At 70.5% G+C, this 23,885-nt stretch carries 23 protein-coding genes and 1 riboswitch; of the genes, 13 read left to right on the top strand and 10 right to left on the bottom strand.

The features are described 5' to 3' along the window. Window positions 1-21 precede the first annotated feature (21 nt). Window positions 22-597, bottom strand: coding sequence for a TerD family protein (locus ACWGKQ_RS07230; protein ID WP_453290876.1), 576 nt, complete (start codon window positions 595-597; stop codon window positions 22-24). A gap of 180 nt (window positions 598-777) precedes the next feature. Between ACWGKQ_RS07230 and arfB the strand changes: the two genes are divergently transcribed. Continuing rightward, window positions 778-1,206 (top strand): alternative ribosome rescue aminoacyl-tRNA hydrolase ArfB, encoded by a 429-nt coding sequence (gene arfB, locus ACWGKQ_RS07225; protein ID WP_453290875.1) that lies wholly within the window; start codon window positions 778-780, stop codon window positions 1,204-1,206. Between the two features lie 63 nt (window positions 1,207-1,269). Here arfB and ACWGKQ_RS07220 read toward each other — a convergent pair whose 3' ends face one another. Beyond that, entirely contained in the window at window positions 1,270-1,734 is a 465-nt protein-coding gene (locus ACWGKQ_RS07220; protein ID WP_453290874.1) for a GNAT family N-acetyltransferase, read from the bottom strand. 64 nt (window positions 1,735-1,798) lie between these two features. Beyond that, window positions 1,799-2,317, bottom strand: a complete 519-nt coding sequence (locus ACWGKQ_RS07215) for a flavin reductase family protein (protein WP_453290873.1) — start codon at window positions 2,315-2,317, stop codon at window positions 1,799-1,801. Between the two features lie 374 nt (window positions 2,318-2,691). On the opposite strand from ACWGKQ_RS07215, the gene cdgB reads away from it, so the two are divergent. Both cdgB and ACWGKQ_RS07205 read left to right on the top strand, forming a co-directional pair. After that, a complete protein-coding gene (cdgB, locus tag ACWGKQ_RS07210; protein ID WP_453290872.1) occupies window positions 2,692-4,347 on the top strand; it encodes a diguanylate cyclase CdgB in 1,656 nt (551 codons plus the stop codon). Window positions 4,348-4,465: 118 nt separating this feature from the next. Further along, a complete protein-coding gene (locus ACWGKQ_RS07205; RefSeq protein ID WP_453290871.1) occupies window positions 4,466-5,422 on the top strand; it encodes a carbohydrate-binding protein in 957 nt (318 codons plus the stop codon). Here ACWGKQ_RS07205 and ACWGKQ_RS07200 read toward each other — a convergent pair. The 3 genes from ACWGKQ_RS07200 to ACWGKQ_RS07190 form a co-directional block, all read right to left on the bottom strand. Further along, a complete protein-coding gene (locus tag ACWGKQ_RS07200; protein WP_453290870.1) occupies window positions 5,419-6,348 on the bottom strand; it encodes a 1-phosphofructokinase family hexose kinase in 930 nt (309 codons plus the stop codon). The genes ACWGKQ_RS07205 and ACWGKQ_RS07200 overlap by 4 nt on opposite strands. 105 nt (window positions 6,349-6,453) lie before the next feature. Next, the gene (gene nagA / locus ACWGKQ_RS07195) at window positions 6,454-7,584 is read right to left on the bottom strand and encodes an N-acetylglucosamine-6-phosphate deacetylase (RefSeq protein ID WP_453291003.1); all 1,131 of its coding nucleotides are present in this window, start codon (window positions 7,582-7,584) and stop codon (window positions 6,454-6,456) included. A gap of 95 nt (window positions 7,585-7,679) precedes the next feature. Continuing rightward, window positions 7,680-8,618, bottom strand: a complete 939-nt coding sequence (locus ACWGKQ_RS07190; protein WP_453290869.1) for an ROK family protein — start codon at window positions 8,616-8,618, stop codon at window positions 7,680-7,682. A 157-nt stretch (window positions 8,619-8,775) separates the two neighbouring features. On the opposite strand from ACWGKQ_RS07190, the gene ACWGKQ_RS07185 reads away from it, so the two are divergent. The 3 genes from ACWGKQ_RS07185 (at window position 8,776) to otsB (ending at window position 11,250) form a co-directional block, all read left to right on the top strand. Next, window positions 8,776-10,017, top strand: coding sequence for an extracellular solute-binding protein (locus tag ACWGKQ_RS07185; RefSeq protein WP_453290868.1), 1,242 nt, complete (start codon window positions 8,776-8,778; stop codon window positions 10,015-10,017). A gap of 17 nt (window positions 10,018-10,034) precedes the next feature. Next, window positions 10,035-10,268 carry a DUF3263 domain-containing protein gene (locus ACWGKQ_RS07180; RefSeq protein ID WP_453290867.1) on the top strand — a complete coding sequence of 78 codons (234 nt, stop codon included), beginning with the start codon at window positions 10,035-10,037 and terminating at the stop codon, window positions 10,266-10,268. Window positions 10,269-10,398: 130 nt separating this feature from the next. Continuing rightward, window positions 10,399-11,250, top strand: coding sequence for a trehalose-phosphatase (otsB, locus tag ACWGKQ_RS07175; RefSeq protein ID WP_453290866.1), 852 nt, complete (start codon window positions 10,399-10,401; stop codon window positions 11,248-11,250). A gap of 90 nt (window positions 11,251-11,340) precedes the next feature. Here otsB and ACWGKQ_RS07170 read toward each other — a convergent pair whose 3' ends face one another. Together ACWGKQ_RS07170 and ACWGKQ_RS07165 are read right to left on the bottom strand one after the other, a co-directional pair. Beyond that, complete coding sequence (locus ACWGKQ_RS07170) at window positions 11,341-12,768, bottom strand: alpha,alpha-trehalose-phosphate synthase (UDP-forming) (RefSeq protein ID WP_453290865.1); 1,428 nt, start codon at window positions 12,766-12,768, stop codon at window positions 11,341-11,343. A 121-nt stretch (window positions 12,769-12,889) separates the two neighbouring features. After that, window positions 12,890-13,834, bottom strand: a complete 945-nt coding sequence (locus tag ACWGKQ_RS07165) for a glucosyl-3-phosphoglycerate synthase (RefSeq protein ID WP_453290864.1) — start codon at window positions 13,832-13,834, stop codon at window positions 12,890-12,892. Window positions 13,835-13,991: 157 nt separating this feature from the next. Beyond that, a riboswitch (SAM riboswitch) is annotated at window positions 13,992-14,154 on the top strand. 18 nt (window positions 14,155-14,172) lie between these two features. Between ACWGKQ_RS07165 and thrC the strand changes: the two genes are divergently transcribed. From thrC to ACWGKQ_RS07140, 5 genes are all read left to right on the top strand, one after another. Next, entirely contained in the window at window positions 14,173-15,459 is a 1,287-nt protein-coding gene (gene thrC, locus ACWGKQ_RS07160) for a threonine synthase (RefSeq protein ID WP_453290863.1), read from the top strand. A gap of 43 nt (window positions 15,460-15,502) precedes the next feature. Next, window positions 15,503-15,778, top strand: a complete 276-nt coding sequence (locus ACWGKQ_RS07155) for a ubiquitin-like small modifier protein 1 (protein ID WP_453290862.1) — start codon at window positions 15,503-15,505, stop codon at window positions 15,776-15,778. A gap of 475 nt (window positions 15,779-16,253) precedes the next feature. Further along, a complete protein-coding gene (locus tag ACWGKQ_RS07150) occupies window positions 16,254-16,460 on the top strand; it encodes a cold-shock protein (protein ID WP_007493268.1) in 207 nt (68 codons plus the stop codon). A gap of 365 nt (window positions 16,461-16,825) precedes the next feature. Next, window positions 16,826-18,448: a chaperonin GroEL gene (groL, locus tag ACWGKQ_RS07145; protein ID WP_189266088.1), complete on the top strand. Its 1,623-nt coding sequence runs from the start codon at window positions 16,826-16,828 to the stop codon at window positions 18,446-18,448. Between the two features lie 260 nt (window positions 18,449-18,708). Continuing rightward, on the top strand, window positions 18,709-19,836 hold the full coding sequence (locus tag ACWGKQ_RS07140; protein ID WP_453290861.1) for an NADH:flavin oxidoreductase: 1,128 nt from the start codon (window positions 18,709-18,711) through the stop codon (window positions 19,834-19,836). 64 nt (window positions 19,837-19,900) lie between these two features. Here ACWGKQ_RS07140 and ACWGKQ_RS07135 read toward each other — a convergent pair whose 3' ends face one another. After that, window positions 19,901-20,365: a hypothetical protein gene (locus ACWGKQ_RS07135; RefSeq protein WP_453290860.1), complete on the bottom strand. Its 465-nt coding sequence runs from the start codon at window positions 20,363-20,365 to the stop codon at window positions 19,901-19,903. 204 nt (window positions 20,366-20,569) lie between these two features. On the opposite strand from ACWGKQ_RS07135, the gene ACWGKQ_RS07130 reads away from it, so the two are divergent. Next, entirely contained in the window at window positions 20,570-21,442 is an 873-nt protein-coding gene (locus tag ACWGKQ_RS07130; protein ID WP_453290859.1) for a metallophosphoesterase, read from the top strand. Window positions 21,443-21,552: 110 nt separating this feature from the next. Next, window positions 21,553-23,115 (top strand): carboxylesterase/lipase family protein, encoded by a 1,563-nt coding sequence (locus tag ACWGKQ_RS07125; protein WP_453290858.1) that lies wholly within the window; start codon window positions 21,553-21,555, stop codon window positions 23,113-23,115. A gap of 146 nt (window positions 23,116-23,261) precedes the next feature. On the opposite strand, the gene ACWGKQ_RS07120 is transcribed toward ACWGKQ_RS07125, so the two are convergent. Beyond that, a complete protein-coding gene (locus ACWGKQ_RS07120) occupies window positions 23,262-23,816 on the bottom strand; it encodes a cupin domain-containing protein (RefSeq protein WP_453290857.1) in 555 nt (184 codons plus the stop codon). Window positions 23,817-23,885 lie beyond the last annotated feature (69 nt).

Here is a 23,885-nt window from a genome sequence, read left to right as displayed (position 1 = left end):
CAGCGCAGCGTGCCGCGGGTGTCAGACGTTGACGCCGAAGTCCTGGGCGATGCCCACCAGGCCGGACGCGTAGCCCTGGCCGACCGCGCGGAACTTCCACTCGGCGCCGTTGCGGTAGAGCTCGCCGAAGACCATGGCCGTCTCCGTCGCCGCGTCCTCGGAGAGGTCGTAGCGGGCGATCTCGGCGCCGCCGGCCTGGTTCACGATGCGGATGTAGGCGTTGCGGACCTGGCCGAAGTTCTGGCTGCGGTTGTCCGCGTCGTAGATCGAGACCGGGAAGACGATCTTGTCGATGTCGGCCGGCAGGGCGGCCAGGTTGACGTTGATCGCCTCGTCGTCGCCGGCGCCCTCGCCCGTGCGGTTGTCGCCGGTGTGGACGATCGTGTTGTCCGGGGTGTTCTTGTTGTTGAAGAAGACGAAGTGGGCGTCCGAGTAGACCTTGCCCTGCGTGTTGACCGCGATGGCCGAGGCGTCCAGGTCGAAGTCCGTGCCGGTGGTGGTGCGGACGTCCCAGCCGAGGCCCACGGTGACGGCGGTCAGGCCCGGTGCCTCCTTGGTGAGCGAGACGTTGCCACCCTTGGACAGGCTTACAGCCATGGTCGGGAGTCCTTTCCCTTGTCTGCGTACGGCGGTACGACGTACGGGCTTGAAGCTACAGCTACCCGTATGAACGCCACGAGGGGTACCGAAGGTTCCATCTCGCTTTACCTTCTTTGCCAAACTGTTGGTGAACATAATCGCGTGACGTGTGCGGGTCAGTCGCGGGACCATGGGGGCATGTCCGGTCCTTACGTCATCCGCGGCTCCGTCTCGCTCCCCGAGGCCGAGCTCCTCTGGCGTTTCTCCCGTTCGTCCGGGCCCGGCGGCCAGCACGTCAACACCAGTGACTCGCAGGTGGAGCTGCGCTTCGACCTCGCGAACACCCGGGCGCTGCCGCCGGTGTGGAAGGAGCGGGCGCTGGAGCGGCTGGCGGGGCGGCTCGTCGACGGGGCCGTGGTCGTGCGTGCCTCCGAGCACCGCTCCCAGTGGCGCAACCGTGAGACCGCCGCCGTACGCCTCGCCGCCCTTCTCGCGGAGGCCACCGCGCCCCCGCCCAAGCCGCGCCGGCCGACCCGTATCCCGCGCGGGATCAACGAACGCCGGCTGCGGGAGAAGAAGCAGCGCTCGGACACCAAGCGGGGGCGGACGGGCCGCGACTGGTCGTAGCGGCGGCAGCGGGACGGTCCGGGACTCCGGGACTCCTGGACGGGAGTCAGGGTCTGTCCTGCGCTAGAGGGCCAGCACCCCTACCGGCTGGTCCCCGCTGACCTCGCCGGTCTTCCGGAAACCCAGCCGCAGATAGAACGCCTCGGGTCCGTCGGGGCCGGCATGCCAGGTGACGTACATCTCCTTGCCGGCCCGGCGGCGGATCTCCGTGGCCACGGCCTCCACCGCGAACCGGCCGTAGCCCCTGCCCTGTTCTCCGGCGTCGATGTTGAGGCGCCACAGGCCGGAGCGGAAGAGGGTGCCGTCGGCGCGCCAGTCGATGCCGAGGAAGGCCATCAGAAAGCCGACCGTGCGGTCTCCGTCGAGGATCAGGCGCGGCCAGGCGACCTCCGGCGGATGGACGTATGCCTCCGCGAGGGACTCGGCGACCGGCTCGACGTTGTGTTCCTGGTCGGGCCGGACGCGAATGCGGAGTGCCGCCGCCAAATTTGCGGTGGTTACTTCTTCGAGGCGGAGCGGAGAACGCATCCGCGCACTCTAGAAGGGCCGTTCGGGAACTGCTCGCGAATTTTCCGAAACAGACCGCGCGGTTTTATCCCAGCTGCCGGTAGCGGCCCCGGAAATACATCAGCGGGCCGCCTTCCGTGCTCGGCAGTTCGGCGGTGAGGACGCGGCCGATGACGAGGGTGTGGTCGCCGGCCGGCACCCGCTGCTCGGTGTGGCACTCCAAGGTCGCGAGGGCGCCGCCGACCAGCGGGGCGCCGCTGGCCTCGCCGCGGACGTACGGGATGTCCTCGAAGAGCAGGCGGTCGCTGATGCGGCCCTTCATCGCGAAGCGGCCGGCGATGTGGCGCTGGCTCTCGGTGAGCACGGAGATCGCCCATCGCGGCTGTTCGTCGAGGAGGTCGTCCATCCGGGAGCCCTCCCGCAGGCTGACCAGCACCAACGGCGGGTCGAGGGAGACCGACAGGAACGCGGTGGCGGTCATGCCGACGTCCTCGCCGGCCGGCGCCTGCGGGTCGTCCGGGTCCAGCGACGGCTCCCGCGCGGTCACCAGGACCACGCCGGCGGCCAGCCGGGACATGGCGGCCTTGAACGCTTCGTTGCTCACCCCCACAGCATGCCCGGTGGCTTCTGCGGCGGCGGGGGAGGGAGTCTTCAGCACGCCGGAAACGCTAGTGTCGGACCCCGCGGCGCCACATCGGCCATCGGCCCGAGCCGGGTCCTAGGACCAAGGGCGGGGCGAAGAGGCGGCCGTAACGTGCATCATGTGCACACGCCCACAAAGGCTGTGTTCAGTAAGCGCACAGGGAAAACGCAGAAACTCCACTCAATTGTTCACGTTCTCCTGTGACTTGAGTCACAAGGGGGTTGAATTGTTGACCCTGTGTACCGAGTGGGCAGCGCGCTGTGATTCAGTGGCTGGGAAAAGTAGCGCCGAAGCAGACCCTTGATTCGCTGCGAGGTCTCGGGGGGAGGGCGAGCATGGAGACCGAGTCGGAGCCCTACGTCCGTCTTGCGTCCCTGCGACAGCTGCACCAGGTCATGGCCGACATGAACACGGCCCGCAGCCTGGCGGACACATTGCAGACCGTCGCCGACGGCGTGATCACCGCTCTCGGTTACGAGATGGCCTGTGTCAACCTGGTACGCCCCGCCGAGGGCGACCTGGTCGTCGCCGCCTTCTCCGGTAACTCCGCCGCCGAGGCCCTGATCACAGGCCGCGTCGGCTCCCGGGAGTCCTGGGAGCGGCGGCTGAACATGGGCGAGAAGTGGGGCGACCTCGTCTTCATACCGCACACCGAGGGCTGGGTCCTCGACGACGACGACGTCCCGCAGTGGTACACCGACGGCCCCGCGCCCCGCTTCGAGGACGAGTGGCACCCCTCCGACCGGCTCTTCGCCCCGATGTACACGCCCGGCATATCGGGCAGCTCCTGCGGCGAACTGCTCGGCGTGATCTCCGTCGACCGCCCGCGCAACGGCCGGCACCCCGGCGCCTGGGGCCGTGAGGCCCTCCAGATGTACGCCTTCCAGGCCGCGATCGCGATCAGCAACGCCCGGCTGCGCGCCAACATGCAGCGCGCCCTGGTCCGCCTGGAACGCGAGCAGCAGGCCCTGCGCGCCAGCGAGGAGAGCTTCCGGCAGGCCTTCGAGTACGCCCCCTCCGGTATGGCGATAGCCGAGATGGGCGGCGACCAGCACGGCCGAATACTGCGCAGCAACGACGCGCTCTGTCGCCTCCTGGGCCGTCCCGCCTCCGCGATGCGCCGCTACTCCTTCTCCGACCTGGTCCACCCCGAGGACATCGGCACCCTGCTCCGCACCTCCGCGGAGGGCGGCCGCGCCGAGCTCCGCCTCGGCCGCCGCGACGGCACCTACGTCTGGGTCTCGCTGCGCAACTCCGTCGTCGCCGACGCGGCCGACGGCCCCCGCTTCCTCCTCACCCACGTCGAGGACATAGAGGAACGCAAGCGCCGCGAGCTCCAGCTCGCCCACCGCGCCTCCCACGACTCCCTCACCGGCCTTCCGAACTCCGCCGAGCTGCGCTCCCGGCTCTCCTCCCGGCTCTGCCGGCGCGCGGAGGCCGGCGGCGGCCTGGAGTCCCTGGACGCGGCCTACGGCCACCCCGCCTACGACGCCAACGGCCACGGCTTCGACTTCGCCGGGGCCACCGCGTCGTACGAGGGCTACGACCACCACGTGCACACCGTCGCCCCCGAGGAGAACCGCGACGACGGCGCCAAGGGGCTCGCGGTGCTCTTCTGCGACCTCGACGGCTTCAAGTCGATCAACGACCGTTTCGGGCACAACGCGGGCGACGCCGTCCTCATCGAGGTCGCCCGGCGCCTGTCGCGGGGGGTCCGGGACGGCGACACGGTGGCCCGGCTCGGCGGCGACGAGTTCGTGATCCTCGCCGACGGTCTCGGCAAGGCCGACGCCCAGGACCTGGCCGTACGCCTGCGCAACGAGATCATCCAGCCGATCCGCGCCGAGGGCCGGGCGGTGCGGGTGGGTGCCAGTTTCGGCATCGGATGGGCACACTGCGGCATGACGGCGGACGAAGTCCTGAAATCCGCTGACGAGCGGATGTACGTAGAGAAACGATCTCGTCCCAAAGCACACCGCCGCGCCGGATGATCCGCAGGTCATCGCGCTGATGCGGTCTGAGTCACCCGTTTGGCTCAGCCAGAGCGGGTAGGCTCGACTCTCAATACCTGTACCGCATCCGCCCGCACCTGTTGAGGAGTACCAAGGGATGACGCCCGGCGACAACGGCGCGAGCACGCCCGAGGACGACGACCCGTTCGGCTACCTGTACGCCGATGGTCAGGCCCGAGGCGCCCAGCCGCCGTCCGGCTCCGGTGGTTACGGCTACCCGAACGCCGTCAGCAGAGTGCGCTCGGTCGGCGAGCGTACGTACGGCGGCCAGCAGCAGGCGCCGCAGGCGCAGCAGTACGGCGGCCAGACCATCCCGCAGCAGCCCGGCGCGGGCTACGGCCAGCAGCCGAACGCGGCCTACCAGGCCCCGGAGACCTTCCCGGGCGGCGCCCCCACCGGCCACCAGGCCCCGCAGACCCCGGGCCGCGGCCGCGGCCCGAACACCAAGGGCCTCCTCATCGGCGCCGTCGCGGTCGTGGCCGCGGTCGTCATCGGCATCAGCTTCGCGATGATGAATGGCAACGGGGACGACAACAAGGCAAGCGGCGGCGCCTCCCCTTCCACGTCCACGTCCCAGAGCGCCTCCCCGTCCCCGTCGAGCACCAGCTCGGTGTCGGCGTCCGGCGATATCGCGCCGGTCGACGCGAAGACCTTCCACCTGGACGGCGGCGCGAGCACGGCCTCGGACGTCAAGGGCGCGAAGTCCGACGGCGGCATCTACGTCACCAACTTCAACCAGACCGGCGCCGGCGTCACCTGGACGGTCAACGGCATCCCGTCGGAAGGTCTCTACACCGTCTACGCGCACTACAGCGCCGTACAGGACGAGAGCATGACGCTGTCCATCAACGGCAAGACGTTCGGCAGCAAGTTCCCCCTGAACAACTACACGGGCCAGAGCGACCCGACCAAGGCCTGGACGACCAGCTTCACGTACCCCACCCTCACCAAGGGCACCAACGTCATCTCCCTGTCCTGCCAGAGCGGCGACAGTTGCGACGTCCTGCTGGACCAGATGTGGCTGAGGCAGGGCAAGCACACGAACAAGGACTAAGCGGCCGCAGGCCCACCGGTCACCGTGACCTGGCCGAGCAGCTTCTCGTAGGCCGCCCGGTCGAACTCCCCCGCCGCGGCGGCCCGTACGGTCGCCGCCGACAGCGCCACCGCGCGGGCCAGCCGGTCCGGCCAGGGGAGTTGTCCGACCAGGCCGGAGAGCAGGCCGGCCACCGCCGAGTCGCCCGCGCCGGTCGGGTTGCCGTGCTCGCGGGCGGGTGGGGCGGCATGCCAGCGGCCCTCCGGGGTGAGCGCCAGCAGGCCCTGCGAGCCCAGCGAGGCGACGACCGCACGCGCCCCGCGTCGGCGGGCGTCCTGGGTGGCGCGTATCGGCTCGTGGGAGCCGGTGAGTTCGGCCAGTTCGTCGGCGTTCGGCTTCACCAGGTCCGGGCGGGCGGCCACCCCGCGCCGCAGCGGCTCCCCGCTGGTGTCGAGGAGTACGGGGACACCAGCGGAACGGGCCGCCCTTATCAGTCCGGCGTACGCCCCCACCGGCACCCCCGGCGGCAGGCTGCCGCACAGCGCCACCGCCGAGGCGCCGGTGAGGAGTTCCTCGTAGTGGTCCAGGAAGGTGCCCCACTCGGCGGGCGCTATCTGCGGACCGGGCTCGTTCAACTGGGTCGTGTCGCCGGTCAGTTCGTCCACGACGGCGATGGTGCGACGGGTCGGGCCGGTGACCGTCAGCAGCGCGTCCCGCACGCCCGGTGTCTCGGCGAGGCGCTCCCGTACCGCCCGCCCGGTCGCGCCGCCCGCGAAACCGGTCACCGTCGTCTCGTGCCCGAGCGCGGCCAGTACCCGGGCCACGTTCACGCCCTTGCCGCCCGCCCGTTCGGCCACGTCGGAGACACGGTGCGAACGGTGCGGGCGCAGCGCTCCGACCCGGTAGGTGATGTCGAGAGCGGTGTTGAGTGTGACCGTGAGGATCACCGGGCCGACCTCCCTCGCATATGCCCGTGCCATCGGTGGGGAGGCACGATCATGCCAAAGAGACGGCGACCGGCCTAGTCGCCGTCTCCCAAGAGATGGTCGCGGTCAGGGCAGTTCGGGTGCGACCACCCAAGTACCCTTCCGCATCACGCCCTTCAGCGTGAAGTCCGCGTCCAGGACGAGCAGGTCCGCGTCCTTGCCGGGCTCCAGGGAGCCGACGCGGTCGTAGAGGCCCAGCAGCCGGGCCGGGTTGGCGGACAGGGCGGCGACGGCGTGCTCGACGGGGAGCCTGTCGACGGTCACCGCCCGCCGCAGCGCGCGGTCCAGCGTCAGCGTGGAGCCGGCGATGGCACCGCTGTCCGCGAGCCGGGCGACTCCGTCGGTGACCTCCACCTCCAGCGGGCCCAGCAGATAGCGGCCGTCGCCGAAGCCGGCCGCGTCCATCGCGTCCGTGATGAACGCGACCCGGTCCGGTCCCGCGTGATGGAAGGCCAACTGGAGTGCGGCGGGGTGGAGATGGGTGCCGTCGTTGATGAGCTCGACCATGACCCGCTCGTCCTCCAGGAGGGCGGCGATCGGGCCGGGGGCGCGGTGGCCGATCTGCGGCATCGCGTTGAAGAGGTGGGTGGCGACGGTGGCGCCCGCGTCGATCGCCTCGACCGTCTGCTCGTACGTCGCGTCGGTGTGGCCGACGGCGGCGATCACACCGTGCTCCGCGAGGAGCCGTACCGAGTCGATACCGCCGGGGAGTTCGGTGGCGAGCGTGACCATCTTCGCGTGTCCGCGCGCCGCGTCGAGCAGCTTGCGGACCTCCGCCGGGTCCGGGTGCCGCAGCAGCCCCTCGGAGTGGGCGCCCTTGCGGCACGGGGAGATGAAGGGGCCCTCGAAGTGGATGCCGGCGATCTCGCCCTGCTCGGCGAGCTCGGAGAGGAGACCGGCCTGACGGGCCAGGACGTCCATGTCGTCGGTGACGGTGGAGACGACGAGGGTGGTCGTGCCGTGCAGGCGGTGCGTGCGGACGCCGGTGAGGACCTGGTCCGCGGTGCCGGAGCTGAAGGAGGCTCCGCCGCCGCCGTGGTTGTGGAGGTCGACGAATCCGGGCAGGAGCCAATGGCCGGTGAGGTCGATGACCTGGGCGTTCTCGGGGACGTCGGCGGCGATTTTCGTGCCGTCGACGGCGAGTCGGCCATTTTCGACTACTCCGGTAGGGAGGACCACCCGGGCACCGGAGAGCACCAGTCCGTGGTCTGCGGGCTGCGGGTCCGTGGGGGCTGGTCGCGCAGTTCCCCGCGCCCCTGACGGGGCGCTGTCGTGCGGCTCGTTCGCAGCCATCAGGGCTTTACCTCCGGAGTGGTCGTGGCTAGTAGGTCCTGGGCGAGCAGGCCCGCCCCCAAGCAACCGGCCGTGTCTCCCAACTCGGCCGGGACGATCGCCGGGAGCTTCTGGAACGTCACCCGGTTTTCCACCGCCTCCCGCAGCGGGTCGAACAGGACGTCTCCCGCCTCCGCCAGGCCGCCGCCGATGATGAGGACCCCCGGGTCCAGCAGGGTGACGGCCGTGACCAGGCCGTCGGCCAGTGCGGCCACCGCCTCCCCCCACACTCGGACGGCGTTCGGGTCGCCGGACGTGACGGCCTTGGCGCAGTCCGCCGCGTCCGCGTCCGGGCCGCCCCCGGCCTTCGCCCACGCCTCGCTCACCGCGGCCGCCGACGCGTACCGCTCCAGACAGCCGCGCTGCCCGCACGGACAGGGGGCACCCTGCGGTCGTACGACGATGTGGCCGATCTCGCCCGCGAAGTCGTGCGCGCCCGACTCCATCCGGCCGTCCAGACCGAAGCCGCCCGCGATCCCGGTGCCGAGGGCCACGAAGAAGAAGCGGTCCGCGCCCCGGCCCGCGCCGAGCCGGCCCTCCGCCAGGCCGCCGGTGCGCACGTCGTGGCCGAGGGCGACCGGGATGCCGAGGCGGTCGGCGAGCAGGGCGCGCAGCGGGACGTCGCGCCAGCCGAGGTTGGCCGCGTAGACCGCGACGCCGGCGCGTTCGTTGACGATGCCGGGCACCGCCACGCCGGCCGCGGCCGCCGGCTCGCCGAGCTGCTGCTCGCCGTACGCCCGCAGTTCGGCGGCGAAGCCGAGGATGGCGGCGACGACGGCGTCGGGGCCGCGGTCCCGGCCGGTCGCGCGACGGTCCTGGTGGAGCAGCCGGCCGTCCGGGCCGACCAGCGCGGCCTTCATTCCGGTGCCACCCACGTCCAGGGCGATGACATGTCTCACGGGGACAGTGTGGCCCGTCGACCCGCAATAGGTCTAGTCCACTTGCGTGGTGTAGACCTTATAGGTCAGACATATTGAACGGCGAGACAGTTGGACAGGGGCAGTAGACGTGCGGCGGCGTAGGGCAGGAATGATCGCGGTGGTGTCCGCAACGGGCATGACGGCGGTTCTCGGTGGGTGTGGGACGACGGGATCCTCGGACGTCACCCTCAGACTCGTCGCCGCCGACTACGGAGACTCCGCCGCCAACAGTTCCCAGAAGTACTGGGACAAGCTGGTCAAGGCCTACGAGGCCCAGCACTCCGGGGTGAAGGTCGACGTCACCGTCTACTCGTGGAACGACGTCGACCGCAAGGTCAAGGACATGGTCGACGCCGGCCAGGCCCCCGACCTGGCGCAGATCGGCTCGTACGCCGACTACGCGGCCGCCGGCAAGCTGTACGAGGCCGGTGACCTGCTCTCCATCCCGGTCCAGGCCGACTTCCCGTCCCAGCTCGCCGAGGCCGGCCAGTGGAACCACGCGCAGTACGGCATACCTTTCGCCGCGTCTACGCGCGTCCTCTTCTACAACAAGACCCTCTTCTCCGAGGCCGGCATCACCACCGCGCCCACCACCTGGAACGAACTCGCGGCCGACGCGAAGGCGCTCAAGGCGGACGGCGTGAAGTACCCGTACGCGCTGCCGCTCGGTCCCGAGGAGGCGCAGGCGGAGACCATGCAGTGGCTGCTCAGCGGCGGCAGCGGCTACACCGACGACACCGGCACGTACACGATCGACTCCTCGCAGAACATCGACACCCTCACCTGGCTCAAGGACGAGCTGGTCGGCAAGGGCCTGACCGGCCCGGTGGCCCCCGCCAAGCTGAACCGCGCGACCGCGTTCGCCGCCTTCGCCGACGGCCAGGTCGGCATGCTCAACGGCCACCCCACGCTGATCAAGCAGGCCGAGAAGAAGGGCGTGAAGTTCGGCGCGGTTCCGATGCCGGCCCGGGCCGGCCAGAGCACCCCCACCGCGTCCATGGGCGTCGCCGACTGGATGGCGGCGTTCAAGCAGAACGGCCACGCCGAGCAGGTCGGCGACTTCCTGAACTACGTCTACAGCGAGAAGAACGTGCTCGCCTTCTCCCGCGAGTACGGCCTGCTGCCGGTCACCACGTCCGCCTCCCAGACGATGACGGACTCCACGCAGGCCGAGGACAAGCAGCTGCGCCCGTTCCTGGAGCAGCTGCCCACGTCCGAGCTCTACCCTGCGGGCAAGACCTCCTGGGCCGCGATCAGTGCCGACATCAAGAAGCGGATCGGTACGGCGGTGAGCCCGGGCGGCAGCCCGACCGGCGTGCTCACCGCGCTCCAGGCCGAGGCGGCGACGGCCGACAGCCGTACGGCGGCGGGCGGCTGAGCGCTACGGTTCTCGGCATGGACCGGCACGAACTGGGCGAGCGCGAGCAGGCCGTCCTCGCCCTCGAACGCCGGGGCTTCTCCAGCCCCGGCGCCAAGGAACGCGCGATACGCGAGGAACTGGACCTGGCTCCGGTGCGCTACTACCAGCTCCTGAACGCCCTGCTGGACGACGAGCGCGCCCTGGCCCACGACCCGGTGACGGTGAACAGGCTGCGCAGGGTACGGGAGGCGCGGCGCTCGGAACGCTGAGGCATCGTCCCGAGGCCTGCGGGCCGGTGGGGGCTGGTCGCGCCCACGCGGCGGAGCCGCATATCGGCACAGCCCCGCGCCCCTTCGGGGCGCGCCCGCTTGCGGGGCGTTGCTCGGATAGTGTCGGCTCATGGGAACCCACATCACGGAACCCCTCCCGACGCCGCGCACCTCGGCCGGTCGTGACGGTCTCGCCGCGCTTCTCGCGGAGCCCCGGTCGGCCCTCGTCGGTCTCGACTTCGACGGGACCCTCGCGCCGATCGTGGCCGACCCCGAGCAGGCCCGGGCCCACCCGGACGCCGTACCGGTGCTTGCCGCGCTCGCCCCGAAGGTGGCCGCCGTCGCCGTGGTCACCGGCCGCCCGGCCGAGGTGGCCGTCCGCTACGGCGGCTTCGACGGCGTGCCCGGCCTGGAACACCTCGTCGTCCTCGGCCACTACGGCGCCGAACGCTGGGACGCGGCGACCGGCGAGCTCACCGCACCGCCCCCGCACCCCGGCATCGCCGCCGTCCGCGCCGAACTCCCCGCCCTCCTCGACCGCGCCGGAGCCTCCCAGGGCACCTGGATCGAGGAGAAGGGCCGGGCCATCGCGGTCCACACCCGCCGCGCCTCCGACCCCCAGGCCACCTTCGAAGCCCTCCGCACCCCCCTGACCGACCTGGCCACCCGGCACGCCCTGATCGTCGAACCGGGCCGCCTGGTCCTGGAACTCCGCCCCCCGGGCATGGACAAGGGCGTGGCGCTGCGCGAGTACGCCCGCCACATCTCCGCCGGCTCGATCCTCTACGCCGGCGACGACCTCGGCGACATCCCCGCCTTCACCGCCGTCGAAAAACTCCGCGAGGAGGGCATCCCGGGCCTGTTGGTATGCAGCGGCAGCACGGAGGTGACAGAGCTGGCAGACCGCGCCGACGTGGTGACGGACGGCCCGGAGGGAGTAGTACGCCTACTGAGAAGCCTGGCAGCTCTGAGCGCCCCTTAGCCGTAGCGCCCCTTAGGGGCGCGGGGCTGCATCGATTTGCGGCTCCGCCGCGTGGGCGCGACCAGCCCCCACCGCCGCGCAGCCGAATCACTACCCGCCCAACGCCTCAAGCTGCTCAAGAAACCACCGCGCCGGCGGCAACGCCGTAGCCGCCTCGGCCAACCTCTTGCATCGCTCCGCCCGCTCCTCCACGGGCATGCCCAACGCCCGCTGCAAAGCGTCCGCCGTCCCCCCGATGTCGTACGGGTTCACCACCACCGCGTCCTCGCCCAACTCCTCGTACGCCCCCGCCTCCCGCGACAGCACCAGCACGCACCCCTCGTCCGACACCACGGGGATCTCTTTCGCGACCAGGTTCATGCCGTCCCGGATCGGGTTCACCAGTGCCACGTCGGCCAGCCGGTACGCCGCCAGCGACCGTGCGAAGTCGTCCTTGACGTGCAGCACCACCGGCCTCCAACCCGCCGTTCCGTAGGCGGCGTTGATCTCGTCCGCGACCCGCTGCACTTCCGCCGTGTAGTCGCGGTACACGGACAGGTCCTGCCGTGACGGGTACGCGAACGCGACATGCACCACCCGTTCCCGCCACTCGGGGTGGTCGTCGAGCAGCTGCCGGTACGCCAGCAGCCCCCGCACGATGTTCTTCGACAGCTCCGTCCGGTCGACCCGGACGATGGTCCTGCGCCCCTCGCCGCCGATCTCCTCGCGCAGCGCCCGCATCCGCTCGTCCACGTCCGGCTCGTGCGAACGCTTCCGCAGGAAGTCCGCGTCGGCCCCCAGCCCGTGCACCCCGATCCGGGTCTCCCCGGAGGAGGGGATCCCAGGGCCCAGCACCGCATGACAGCAGGTGACGAACGCGTCCGCCCACCGCCGGGTCAGGAACCCCGCGTGGTCGGCGCCCAGGATCCCGCTCAGCAGCTCCGCCGCGATGTCGTCGGGGAGGAGCCGGAAGTAGTCCGGCGGTGCCCAGGGGGTGTGGGAGAAGTGGCCGATCCGCAGGTCGGGGCGGAGGCGGCGGAGCATCCGGGGGGCCAGTGCCAGGTGGTAGTCCTGGATGACCACCACCGCACCCTCCGCCGCCTCCTGCGCCAGCGCCTCCGCGAACGCCCGGTTGTAGGCCTGGTACGACCCCCACTGCCGCCGGAACTCCGCGTCGAAGACGGGCTCCAGCGGGGTCTGGTAGAGCATGTGGTGGACGAACCAGAGGACCGAGTTCGCGATGCCGTTGTACGCGTCGGAGAAGACGTCCGCGTCGATGTCGAGCATCCGGACCTGCTGCCCGCCGCTGTCCTCGGCCGGCAGCCGGCCGCCCCCGGCCCGCCGTACCGCCTCCCGGTCACCGTCGCTCAGCGCCGCGCACACCCACACCGCGTCCGCGTCCGGCCCGATCGCCGACAGCCCGGAGACCAGCCCGCCGCCGCCCCGTCTGGCGCGCAGCGAACCGCCCTCGCGCAGCTCGTACGAAACCGGTCCGCGATTGGACGCGACCAGCACCTCGGCACCGCCGGTGGAAGCCATACGCCACAACCTAGCCCGGCCCGGAAACGCTCAAACGTACGGCCACCTCCGACGCGCCGCCGTATACGGCCGTACGACGAACTCACGCCACGAACTCACGCCACGGATTCACGCCACGGATTCACGCCACCTTGCGTTCGGCGTACTCCGCGATCTCCGCCATCGGCGGCCGTTCCTCCGTGTCCACGGAGTACGTGCGCGGCTCGAAGCCGTCCTCGCCGCGTTCGAACTGGGTGAGGGCGGGGCGGATCAGATGGCCGCGGGCCAGCCGCAGCTGGGCCGTGCGGTAGATCGCGGCGGACATCCGGCCGAGGGCCTGGCCGTCCTGGTGGCGGTGTTTGCGGACCCCCACGTCGACCTGCGCCAGCGCGTCGAGCCCCACCAGGTGCAGGGCGTCGACCAGCATGCCCAGCTCCACGCCGTAGCCGACCGGGAAGGGAAGCTGTTCGAGCAGGGTGCGGCGGGCCGCGTACTCGCCGCCGAGCGGCTGGACGAAACCGGCCAGCTGCGGCCAGTGCATGTTCAGCAGCGGGCGGGCCATCAGTTCGGTGACCCGGCCGCCCTGTCCGGCGGCGCCGCCGAGCGGGCGGTCGTACATCGCCTTGACCAGGTCCACGTCCGGATCGGTGAGGAGCGGGCCGACGATGCCGGTGACGAAGTCGGAGGAGAAGTCGCGCAGGTCGGCGTCGATGAAGCAGACGATGTCCCCGGAGGTGACCAGGAGCGAGCGCCACAGGACCTCGCCCTTGCCGGGGACGGCGGGAATGCGGGGCAGGATCGCGTCACGGTGCACGACGCGGGCGCTGGCCGCCGCGGCGACGGCCGCGGTGCGGTCGGTGGAGCCGGAGTCGACGACCACGATCTCGTCGACGAGCGGCACCTGCTGCATGAGGTCATGGCGGATGATCGCGACGATGTCGCCGACGGTCTCCTCCTCGTTGAGCGCGGGCAGCACGACGCTGACCGTCTGCCCGGAGGACCGTTTGGCTGCCATCACCTTGTGCAGGGGACGGTCGGTCACGGACCAGGAGCGGGTGGCCAGCCAGCGCTCGACTTCTTCCAGCACGGTCAGCGGCTCCTCACTGTCACGGTCACACGACGAGGTGTGATCCATCTCGCGGTTCGGACGACTCACTCAACTGTCCTGGCCTTCGGTTACAGTCTTGAACAACGCCGATGACCATCGCATGTCCTGGGGTCACCCGGCGTTGACAACCGCATACAGCTCATCCAGAGGGGCAGAGGGAAACGGCCCGTTGAAGCCCCGGCAACCCTCCAGTCGGTTACTCGTAGATCGCCGATCAGTGTCGATCGCTCGCGAGGCTCCCGGCTAGGGAAGGTGCCAAATCCGTCTCACGGCGAGATGCGTCGTGAGGAAGATGAGGAGAAAGGGCCTCGCCTCACATGGCTGTGCAGACTGTTGCAAGCACCACGGAATCCACCGTCGACCTCGGTCCCGCCACCGCTCTGAGCTGCCGCGAGTGCGGTCACCGGGTGCCGCTCGGCCCGGTGTTCGCCTGCGAGGAGTGTTTCGGCCCGCTGGAGATCGCGTACGACTTCTCGGCCTACGACACCGAGGAGCTCCGCAAGCGGATCGAAGCGGGTCCCGCGAACATCTGGCGCTACGCGCCGCTGCTGCCCGTCCCCGCGGACGTGGCGACCAAGCCGAACATCAACCCCGGCTGGACCAAGCTCGTCCAGGCCGACAACCTCGCGCGCGAGCTGGGCGTCGACGCCGGCAAGCTCTTCGTGAAGGACGACTCCGGCAACCCGACGCACTCCTTCAAGGATCGCGTCGTCGCCCAGGCCATCGAGGCCGCCCGTGCCTTCGACTTCACCACCCTCTCCTGCTCCTCCACCGGCAACCTGGCCGGCGCGGTCGGTGCCGCCGCCGCCCGGGCCGGCTTCCGCTCCTGCGTGTTCATCCCGCACGACCTGGAGCAGGGCAAGGTCGTCATGGCCGCGGTCTACGGCGGCGAGCTCGTCGGCATCGAGGGCAACTACGACGACGTGAACCGTTTCTGCTCCGAGCTGATCGGCGACCCGGCCGGCGAGGGCTGGGGCTTCGTCAACGTCAACCTGCGGCCGTACTACGCGGAGGGCTCCAAGACCCTGGCGTACGAGATCTGCGAGCAGCTCGGCTGGCAGATCCCGGACCAGCTGGTGATCCCGATCGCCTCCGGCTCGCAGCTCACGAAGATCGACAAGGGTCTGCAGGAGCTGATCAAGCTCGGTCTTGTCGAGGACAAGCCGTACAAGATCTTCGGTGCCCAGGCCGAGGGGTGCTCGCCGGTGTCGGTGGCCTACAAGGAGGGCCACGACGTGGTCCGCCCGCAGAAGCCGAACACCATCGCCAAGTCGCTCGCCATCGGCAACCCGGCCGACGGGCCGTACGTCCTCGACATCGCGCGGCGCACCGGCGGCGCGGTGGAGGACGTGAACGACGAGCAGGTCGTCGACGCGATCAAGCTGCTCGCGCGGACCGAGGGAATCTTCGCGGAAACCGCCGGCGGGGTGACGGTTGGAGTCACCAAGAAGCTCATTGAGAATGGGTTGATTGATCCGGCGAAGACGGTCGTTGTACTCAACACCGGTGATGGACTGAAGACGCTGGACGCCGTCGCGGGTACCGGGCTCACCGCGACCATTCGCCCGAATCTGGAGTCTTTCCGCGAAGCCGGGCTCGCCTGAGTCCCCCGAGAAATAGGGCGTTGCCCAGACCGGAGGTAAAAACGTGAGCGTCACCGTTCGCATCCCCACCATCCTGCGCACCTACACCGGCGGCCAGGCCGAAGTCACCGCCGAAGGCGCCACCCTCGGCGAGGTCATCTCCGACCTGGAGAAGAAGCACACCGGGATCTCCGCGCGCGTCCTGGACGACCAGGGCAAGCTGCGCCGGTTCGTCAATGTGTACGTCAATGACGACGACGTGCGGTTCGAGCAGGGCCTGGAGACCGTCACCCCGGACGGGGCCGGCGTCTCCATCATCCCGGCCGTCGCCGGCGGCTGACCCGCCGACCCGCTGACCTGCATGACAGGCTGATCGAATGACCGAACATTACCTTCGGTAACGCCGATCACCGAGTGTTCATCCGATTGCCCCCTCCGTGAGAGAAGTGGAGGGGGCAATTCTGTGGGGTTGAGCGCGGTAGAGTTGGGGAACGCGGTCCCGATCTCCAGGTCGGAAGCCCCGAATTCATACCGCAGGCCCGACAAGAAGTAGCCAAAGTGCACGGGTTGAATGCGGCTTTTGTGGCCTTTATAGAGCCCGACTTGCCCTGAATTCGGCCGAATTCTCGCTACATTCCGGACCGCGCCCGTCCAGAATTCTCGTCCGATTGACCTGTTGCAGAGGGCAGTTGGACAGATACATTCAGCCGCGGTCGACGCGTTCCGGCGCACGCCCCCAACCATTGGGGGGTGAGGTCTGACCCGGATCCGCGAAGTGTGGATCTGTGCAAGGGCCAGTAATAGGGGAGTTAGGCATGGCTCAGGGCACCGTCAAGTGGTTCAACGCGGAGAAGGGGTACGGCTTCATCGCGGTCGACGGTGGTGCGGATGTTTTCGTCCACTACAGCGCGATCCAGATGGACGGGTACCGCACCCTGGAGGAGGGTCAGCGAGTCGATTTCGAGATCTCGCAGGGCCAGAAGGGGCCGCAGGCGGACATGGTCCGGCTGGCGACCGGCTGAAGCACGCGCCGACTGACAGCGACGTTCTTCTGTACTTCTTCGAAGGGCTCGTGCCTCCCGGGGTACGGGCCCTTCGGCATGTCCGAGCACCTCTTCGCCACCTCTTCGGCCCCTCTTCATTCACCTCTTCGCCCGTCTCTCCGCCCCTCTCTTCGGCCCCAGTCCTCGAGAGCCGCTTGCACTCGCCTAGGGCGAGTGCTAATCATTGGCGTTAGCACTCTGAAGGTGAGAGTGACAACGAAGGACCGGGTCGGTGAGGCCCGCAGGCCGGGTGGGGCAAGGAACCCACGGGTCGGCGAGCCGTCCGTCGCGGGCGCGGGCGCGGTCCTGAAGACTCACCCCCAGTCCTGGAGGGACCACTTCACATGGCCAAGATCATCGCGTTCGACGAGGAGGCGCGGCGCGGCCTTGAGCGCGGTATGAACCAGCTCGCCGACGCCGTCAAGGTCACCCTCGGCCCCAAGGGCCGCAACGTCGTCCTTGAGAAGAAGTGGGGCGCCCCCACGATCACCAACGATGGTGTGTCCATCGCCAAGGAGATCGAGCTGGAGGACCCGTACGAGAAGATCGGCGCCGAGCTGGTCAAGGAAGTCGCCAAGAAGACGGACGACGTCGCCGGTGACGGTACGACCACCGCGACCGTGCTCGCCCAGGCCCTGGTCAAGGAAGGCCTGCGCAACGTAGCCGCCGGTGCCAACCCGATGGCCCTCAAGCGCGGTATCGAGAAGGCCGTCGAGGCGGTCTCCGGTGCCCTCCTGGAGCAGGCGAAGGACGTCGAGACCAAGGAGCAGATCGCCTCCACGGCCTCCATCTCCGCCGCCGACACCCAGATCGGCGAGCTCATCGCCGAGGCCATGGACAAGGTCGGCAAGGAAGGCGTCATCACCGTCGAGGAGTCCCAGACCTTCGGTCTGGAGCTGGAGCTCACCGAGGGTATGCGCTTCGACAAGGGCTACATCTCGGCGTACTTCGCCACCGACATGGAGCGTATGGAGGCGTCCCTCGACGACCCGTACATCCTGATCGCCAACTCGAAGATCGGCTCCGTCAAGGACCTGCTCCCGCTCCTGGAGAAGGTCATGCAGTCGGGCAAGCCGCTGCTGATCATCGCCGAGGACGTCGAGGGCGAGGCCCTGTCGACCCTGGTCGTCAACAAGATCCGCGGCACCTTCAAGTCCGTCGCGGTCAAGGCCCCGGGCTTCGGCGACCGCCGCAAGGCGATGCTGAACGACATCGCCATCCTCACCGGCGGCGAGGTCATCTCCGAGGAGGTCGGTCTCAAGCTCGAGAACACGACCCTCGACCTGCTGGGCAAGGCCCGCAAGGTGGTCATCACCAAGGACGAGACCACCATCGTCGACGGCGCCGGCTCGTCCGACCAGGTCGCCGGCCGGGTCAACCAGATCCGCGCCGAGATCGAGCAGTCCGACTCGGACTACGACCGCGAGAAGCTCCAGGAGCGCCTGGCCAAGCTCGCCGGTGGCGTCGCCGTCATCAAGGCCGGTGCCGCGACCGAGGTCGAGCTCAAGGAGCGCAAGCACCGCATCGAGGACGCCGTGCGCAACGCCAAGGCGGCCGTCGAGGAGGGCATCGTCGCCGGTGGTGGCGTGGCCCTGCTCCAGGCCTCCCAGGTGTTCGAGAAGCTGGAGCTGGAGGGTGACGAGGCGACCGGCGCGCAGGCCGTGAAGCTCGCCCTCGAGGCCCCGCTGAAGCAGATCGCCGTGAACGCCGGCCTCGAGGGCGGCGTCGTGGTGGAGAAGGTCCGCAACCTCACCCCGGGTCACGGCCTCAACGCCGCGACCGGCGAGTACGTCGACCTGATCGCCGAGGGCATCATCGACCCGGCGAAGGTGACGCGCTCTGCCCTGCAGAACGCCGCCTCCATCGCCGCGCTGTTCCTCACCACCGAGGCCGTCATCGCCGACAAGCCGGAGAAGGCCGCCGCGGCCGCTCCGGGCGGCATGCCGGGCGGTGACATGGACTTCTGAGCCTGACGGCTCGGCGGTTCCGACGCAGCACCGAGGGCGGCACTCCCTGTTCGACAGGGGGTGCCGCCCTTCGTCGTGCATTCCGTCGTGCGTTGTCGGCCTCGGGGCCGTGTCCGGGGTCACACGGCACCCGCGCGGGACCGGGAATGTGCACGACCGGGCAGGTCGTTGTGCACAGACGTGCACTCGATGCGTGTGCACATACCGTCTGGTATACGACTACCGTCTGATACACGACCTATTCACGAGGAGCCCCCCACGTGACCGTCACCACGCCCCCCGCCTCCCGCGCGGCCGAGATCCTCTCCCGTCCCATCGCCCTGAACGGGCTCACGGTCCCCAACCGGATCGCGATGGCGCCGATGACCCGCCAGTTCAGCCCCGGCGGCATCCCCGGCGAGGACGTGGTCTCGTACTACTCCCGCCGGGCCGCCGCCGGTGTCGGTCTGATCGTCACCGAGGGGACCTACGTCGGCCACGACTCGGCCGGAGGCAGCAGCCGCGTCCCGCGGTTCCACGGCGAGGAGCAGCTGGCGGGCTGGGCGAAGGTCGCCGAGGGCGTGCACGCGGCCGGCGGCACCATCGTCCCGCAGCTGTGGCACATCGGCATGGTCCGCAAGCAGGGCCAGGCGCCGGTCGCGGACGCCCCCGCCGTCGGCCCCTCCGGCATCCGCCTGGACGGCACCGAGGGCGAGGGCAGGGCGATGACCTCGCAGGACCTGGACGACGTGATCCGCGCGTTCGCCGAGGCCGCGGCCGCCGCCGAGCGCATCGGCTTCGACGGCGTCGAGCTGCACGGTGCCCACGGCTACCTGCTCGACCAGTTCCTGTGGGCGGGCACCAACCGCCGCACCGACGCGTACGGCGGCGACCCGGTCGCCCGTACGAAGTTCGCCGCGGAGATCGTGGCGGCCGTACGTGAGTCGGTGTCCCCGGAGTTCCCGGTCATCTTCCGGTACTCGCAGTGGAAGTCCGACAACTACGACGCCCGCCTCGCCGAGACCCCGGAGGAGCTGGAGGCGATCCTCACCCCGCTGGCCGCCGCCGGCGTCGACGTCTTCCACGCCTCGACCCGCCGCTACTGGGTCCCCGAGTTCGACGGCTCCGACCTCAACCTGGCCGGCTGGACCAAGAAGCTCACCGGCCGGCCCACCATCACCGTCGGCTCGGTCGGCCTCGACGGCGAGTTCCTCAAGGCCTTCGCCGGCGAGGGCTCCGCGACCAAGGGCATCGACGACCTCCTCGACAGCCTGGAGCGCGAGGAGTACGACATGGTCGCCGTCGGCCGCGCCCTGCTCCAGGACCCGGAGTGGGCGGCCAAGGTCCTCGCCGGCCGCGCGGACGAGCTCAAGCCGTTCGACGGGGCAGCGCTGCAGACGCTGAACTGACCCCGCCCGTTCGCCCTCGGGCCGGCCGGCGATCCGGCCGGCCCGAGGGCGAGCGCCTGCCCGGTCACAGCCACCCCGCGATGCTCATCACCAGGGCGACCACACCCTGTACGGGCAGGGACAGACAGCCGAAGATCAGTGCCCGGTAGCGCGCGACGTCCGCCCCCCAGCCCCGGTACCTCGCCCAGCCCCAGCTCCCGACGGCGGTCAGGAGGGGGACGAGGGCCGGCACGACATAGCCCGTCGCGAGCAGCGGGACCACGTCGAGCGCCATCAGCACCCCCACCCCGGCCCGCACGCCCCGCGCCTCGCGCGCCTGCGGCCGGCCGAGGTGCATCGCGCCGTAGATCACCGAGTGGACGAGGGCGACGAGCGTGCCGACGACGATCAGGGCCATGGCCTGGTCGCCCAGGGCCGCCAGGAAGTTCCCGAAGAGCAGGGCGTCCAGCAGGCGCGACAGGACGGGGAAGGCCAGCACCCCGGCGGTGATCAGGAGCGAGACGCGCAACTGCCTGAGCAGGCCGGTCATCGCCGTCCGACGGTCGCGTGGGCGGCGTGGGTCGCGTACTTCGTCACGGCTCGGCTCTCCGGTCGGCGGCTGATGCCCAAGGCGCGAGCCGCAGGTCCTCCCGACTCCTGACCTGGCTGAGAACCGCTGCTCCGGGTGGGTGCATTCTATGCGTCGGTCATCGGCCTCTGACGCCCCGCCGAACTCACCGGTACCGTCCCGGCCATGCGGATACTCCATCTCTCTGACACCCACCTGGACCGCACCGACGCTCCCGACAGACGGGGTGTCAACGCCACCGCGTCGCTGCGGCTGATGCTCGACGAACTGCGCCATCTCCAGGGTCTCGACGCGGTCGTCGTCACCGGCGACCTCGCCGACGACGGCGCGGTGGAGGCGTACACGACCCTGCGTACCCTGGTCGGCGCCTACGCCGAGGCCAGGAACGTCCCCGTCCTGTACACCACCGGCAACCACGACGAGCGCGAGGCCTTCGCCAAGGTGCTGGGCAGCGGCCATCTGGACGCCGACGGCACCGATCGCGCCGAGTCGGTGTTCGACTCGCAGACGCGGGCCGCCGTGAGCACGGTCGGCGGCCGGCGCTTCGTCACCCTGGATTCGCTGGTGCCGGGGAAGGTCTACGGCCGCCTCGGCGCGCCCCAGCTGGAGTGGCTGCGCGAGGTGCTGCGCACCCCGGCCGAACACGGCACGGTCCTGGCCTTCCACCACCCGCCCCTCGCCCTGGACATCTCGCCGACCCAGCAGGTCTTCGGACTGCGCGACCCCGGCGACCTCGCGGCCGTGGTCCGGGGCAGCGACGTACGGGTGATCCTCACCGGCCACTACCACCTCCAGCTCTTCGGGCTGCTGGAGTCGGTGCCGGTGTGGGTGACGCCCGGGGTGGTCAACCGGATCGACCTGACCGTGGCGCCCGGCGGCGAGCGGGCGGTGCGCGGGGCGTCGGCCTCGCTGGTGGAGCTGGACGGGCCCGCGAGCCCGATGTTCCACACCTTCCATGCGCGGGATCCACGGGCCCATGAGACGGTGTACGAGATCGACGAGGCGCAGGCCAGGGCGTTCGTGGCCCGGCACGGCTGACCTGTATTCACCCCAACGGGTGAGGGGTGTTCGGCACTCGTGCGAAGTGCCGGACGTTTCATCAGTGACCGGCCGTGAAACGGCGGCGAGCAGCCGAAAAGGTGGCGATCATGATCACGAACGAGTCCTCCGAGCACCGCGAGCCGGCTTCCGCTGCCGAGGACCCCGTCGTGCGCACCACCGCCGGTGCCGTGCGCGGCCGGCAGGAGGACGGCCTGGCGGTCTTCCGGGGGATACCGTTCGCCGAACCCCCGGTGGGAGCGGCCAGGTTCGCGGCACCGCGCCCGGCGCGGCCCTGGGACGGGACGCGTGCGGCGCATGCCTTCGGCCCGCCGCCCCCGCAGGACCTGGGCATCCAGGGACGCACGGGAGTCCTGGAGGCCCCCGAGGGCGACGACTGGCTGACGGTCAACGTGTGGACACCCGCCCCGGACCCGGCCGCCCGCCGCCCGGTGATGGTGTGGATCTACGGCGGCGCCTACAAACTGGGCCACTCCGGCAGCCCCGGCTACGACGCGCAGCACATCGCCCGCGACGGCGACGTGGTCGTGGTCTCCCTCAACTACCGCGTCGGCATGGAGGGTTTCGCCCACATCGAGGGGGCGCCGGCGAACCGGGGCCTGCTGGACCAGGTGGCGGCGCTGGAGTGGGTGCGGGAGAACATCGCGGCGTTCGGCGGCGACCCCGACCGGGTCACGGTGTTCGGCGAGTCGGCGGGCGCCGGTTCGGTGGCGTCCCTGCTGGCGATGCCGAGGGCACGCGGGCTGTTCCGGCGGGCGATCGCCCAGAGCGTCCCGGGCACGTTCTTCTCCCTCGACCTGGCCGAGGACATCGGCAGGGCTCTCGCGGCCGAGGCCGGCCTGCGTCCCACGGTGGCCGACCTGGCGGCGACCGACCCGCGCCGGCTGACCGAGGCCGGGCAGGCGCTGGCCGCCAAGATGCCCCAGCGTGTGGACCGTTGGGGCCAGATCGCGCCGACGGTCACCCCGTTCTCCCCGGTGGTCGACGGCGAGGTGCTCCCCGCCACCCCCTGGCAGGCGCTGGCGTCCGGCTCCGCGCGGGACGTGGAGCTGCTCGTCGGTCACAACCGCGACGAGTTCCGCCTGTTCCTGGTCATGAGCGGGATGTACGGCAAGATCACGGAGGAGCAGGCGACCGGCGCCCTGCGCCTGTTCGCACCGGGCGGCGCGGCAGGCGACCTGGCCTACCGCGCCGCCCACCCCGACGCCTCGCCGAGCGAGCTGTACGAACGGGTCCAGACCGACTGGCTGTTCGCCATACCGTCCCTGCGCCTGGCGGAGGCGCAGACCGCGGGCGGCGGCCGGGCCCACCTCTACGAACTGACCTGGGGAGCCCCGGGCAACGGCGGGCTGCTCGGCGCCTGCCACGGCCTGGACATCCCGCTCCTGTTCGGCACGTTCGAGGCGGACCTGGCCAACCTGCTCTGGGCGGACACCGGTGTCACCCCCGAGGCGAAGGCCCTCTCCGCCCGCTTCCGCACGGCGTGGACGTCCTTCGCGGCGACGGGCGACCCGGGCTGGCCGGCGTACGACACCGACACCCGCTCCACCCAGGTCCTGGACACCGCACCGACGGTGACGCCGTACCCGGAGGAGAAGAGCAGGCAGCTGTGGGAGGGATACGACTTCACGCCCTCACCGCTGCTCGGCTGAGCGTCTCGGGCCGACCGGGGCCAGGCGCTCCGCTGGAAGTGCCGCGATGTGCCGTCTGCCGTCTACGGCGCCGTCGTGGCTGGTCGCGCAGTTCCCCGCGCCCCTTTGGGGCGCTGCCGAACCGCAGCGGACTTCGCCGGACCCGCTTAGGCCTTGTCGGCGGGTCCGTTCAGGTCCGCTTCCTCGGGCAGGATCACCATGTCGATCTCCGGCCGCCCGAGCAGCGGGCCCAGCGCCATTCCGCGCTCCGGCGGCCAGAACCGGGGCTCCTCGCCGGGCACGGGGTCGTCCCCGCCCTCCAGCCACAGCCCCTCGCCGCCGCCGGGGGTGAAGAAGGACACCATGCGGACCTGCTCGTCGGTGAGGTTGCGGAACCGGTGCCGGGTGCCCCGCGGGATGAAGACGAAGTCACCGGCGTGCGCCAGGAAGGTCTCCTCGCCGTTCAGGAACTCGACCTCGCCCGCTATGACGTAGAAGGACTCGTCGGCGGCCTTGTGCACGTGTGCCACCGGACCGCCGCCCGGCGGCACCCAGCAGTCCGTGAAGCCCAGGATGCCGCCGGTGGAGTCGGCCGGGGCCAGGGTCGAGTAGACGTCGCCGGACATCCACTTGACCACGCCCTTCTCGGCGGGGACATGCATGACGCGCGGACGGAAGTAGTCCGCGATCTCCGTGTCGTTGTTCGGCGCTGCAGAACTCATGTCATTTCCTTGGAGAAAGTGAGGTGCATCGGTGCGCCGGGCGAGGGGGCACCGCCCGGAGGTCTGTGG

The organism is Streptomyces sp. NPDC054770 (assembly GCF_053611985.1).
The sequence above is the reverse complement of the archived record's forward strand: the minus strand, read 5'-3'. Positions and strand labels throughout refer to the sequence as shown.

Excerpts from the sequence above, each read along its gene's own strand:
- ACWGKQ_RS07150 (WP_007493268.1), top strand. The coding sequence starts at position 16,254 with ATGGCTCAGGGCACCGTCAAGTGGTTCAACGCGGAGAAGGGGTACGGC.
- otsB (WP_453290866.1), top strand. The coding sequence starts at position 10,399 with ATGGGAACCCACATCACGGAACCCCTCCCGACGCCGCGCACCTCGGCC.
- arfB (WP_453290875.1), top strand. The coding sequence starts at position 778 with ATGTCCGGTCCTTACGTCATCCGCGGCTCCGTCTCGCTCCCCGAGGCC.
- groL (WP_189266088.1), top strand. The coding sequence starts at position 16,826 with ATGGCCAAGATCATCGCGTTCGACGAGGAGGCGCGGCGCGGCCTTGAG.
- ACWGKQ_RS07205 (WP_453290871.1), top strand. The coding sequence starts at position 4,466 with ATGACGCCCGGCGACAACGGCGCGAGCACGCCCGAGGACGACGACCCG.
- ACWGKQ_RS07130 (WP_453290859.1), top strand. The coding sequence starts at position 20,570 with ATGCGGATACTCCATCTCTCTGACACCCACCTGGACCGCACCGACGCT.
- ACWGKQ_RS07185 (WP_453290868.1), top strand. The coding sequence starts at position 8,776 with ATGACGGCGGTTCTCGGTGGGTGTGGGACGACGGGATCCTCGGACGTC.
- ACWGKQ_RS07220 (WP_453290874.1), bottom strand. The coding sequence starts at position 1,734 with ATGCGTTCTCCGCTCCGCCTCGAAGAAGTAACCACCGCAAATTTGGCG.
- thrC (WP_453290863.1), top strand. The coding sequence starts at position 14,173 with ATGGCTGTGCAGACTGTTGCAAGCACCACGGAATCCACCGTCGACCTC.
- ACWGKQ_RS07230 (WP_453290876.1), bottom strand. The coding sequence starts at position 597 with ATGGCTGTAAGCCTGTCCAAGGGTGGCAACGTCTCGCTCACCAAGGAG.
- cdgB (WP_453290872.1), top strand. The coding sequence starts at position 2,692 with ATGGAGACCGAGTCGGAGCCCTACGTCCGTCTTGCGTCCCTGCGACAG.
- ACWGKQ_RS07135 (WP_453290860.1), bottom strand. The coding sequence starts at position 20,365 with ATGACCGGCCTGCTCAGGCAGTTGCGCGTCTCGCTCCTGATCACCGCC.
- ACWGKQ_RS07120 (WP_453290857.1), bottom strand. The coding sequence starts at position 23,816 with ATGAGTTCTGCAGCGCCGAACAACGACACGGAGATCGCGGACTACTTC.
- ACWGKQ_RS07170 (WP_453290865.1), bottom strand. The coding sequence starts at position 12,768 with ATGGCTTCCACCGGCGGTGCCGAGGTGCTGGTCGCGTCCAATCGCGGA.
- ACWGKQ_RS07180 (WP_453290867.1), top strand. The coding sequence starts at position 10,035 with ATGGACCGGCACGAACTGGGCGAGCGCGAGCAGGCCGTCCTCGCCCTC.
- ACWGKQ_RS07125 (WP_453290858.1), top strand. The coding sequence starts at position 21,553 with ATGATCACGAACGAGTCCTCCGAGCACCGCGAGCCGGCTTCCGCTGCC.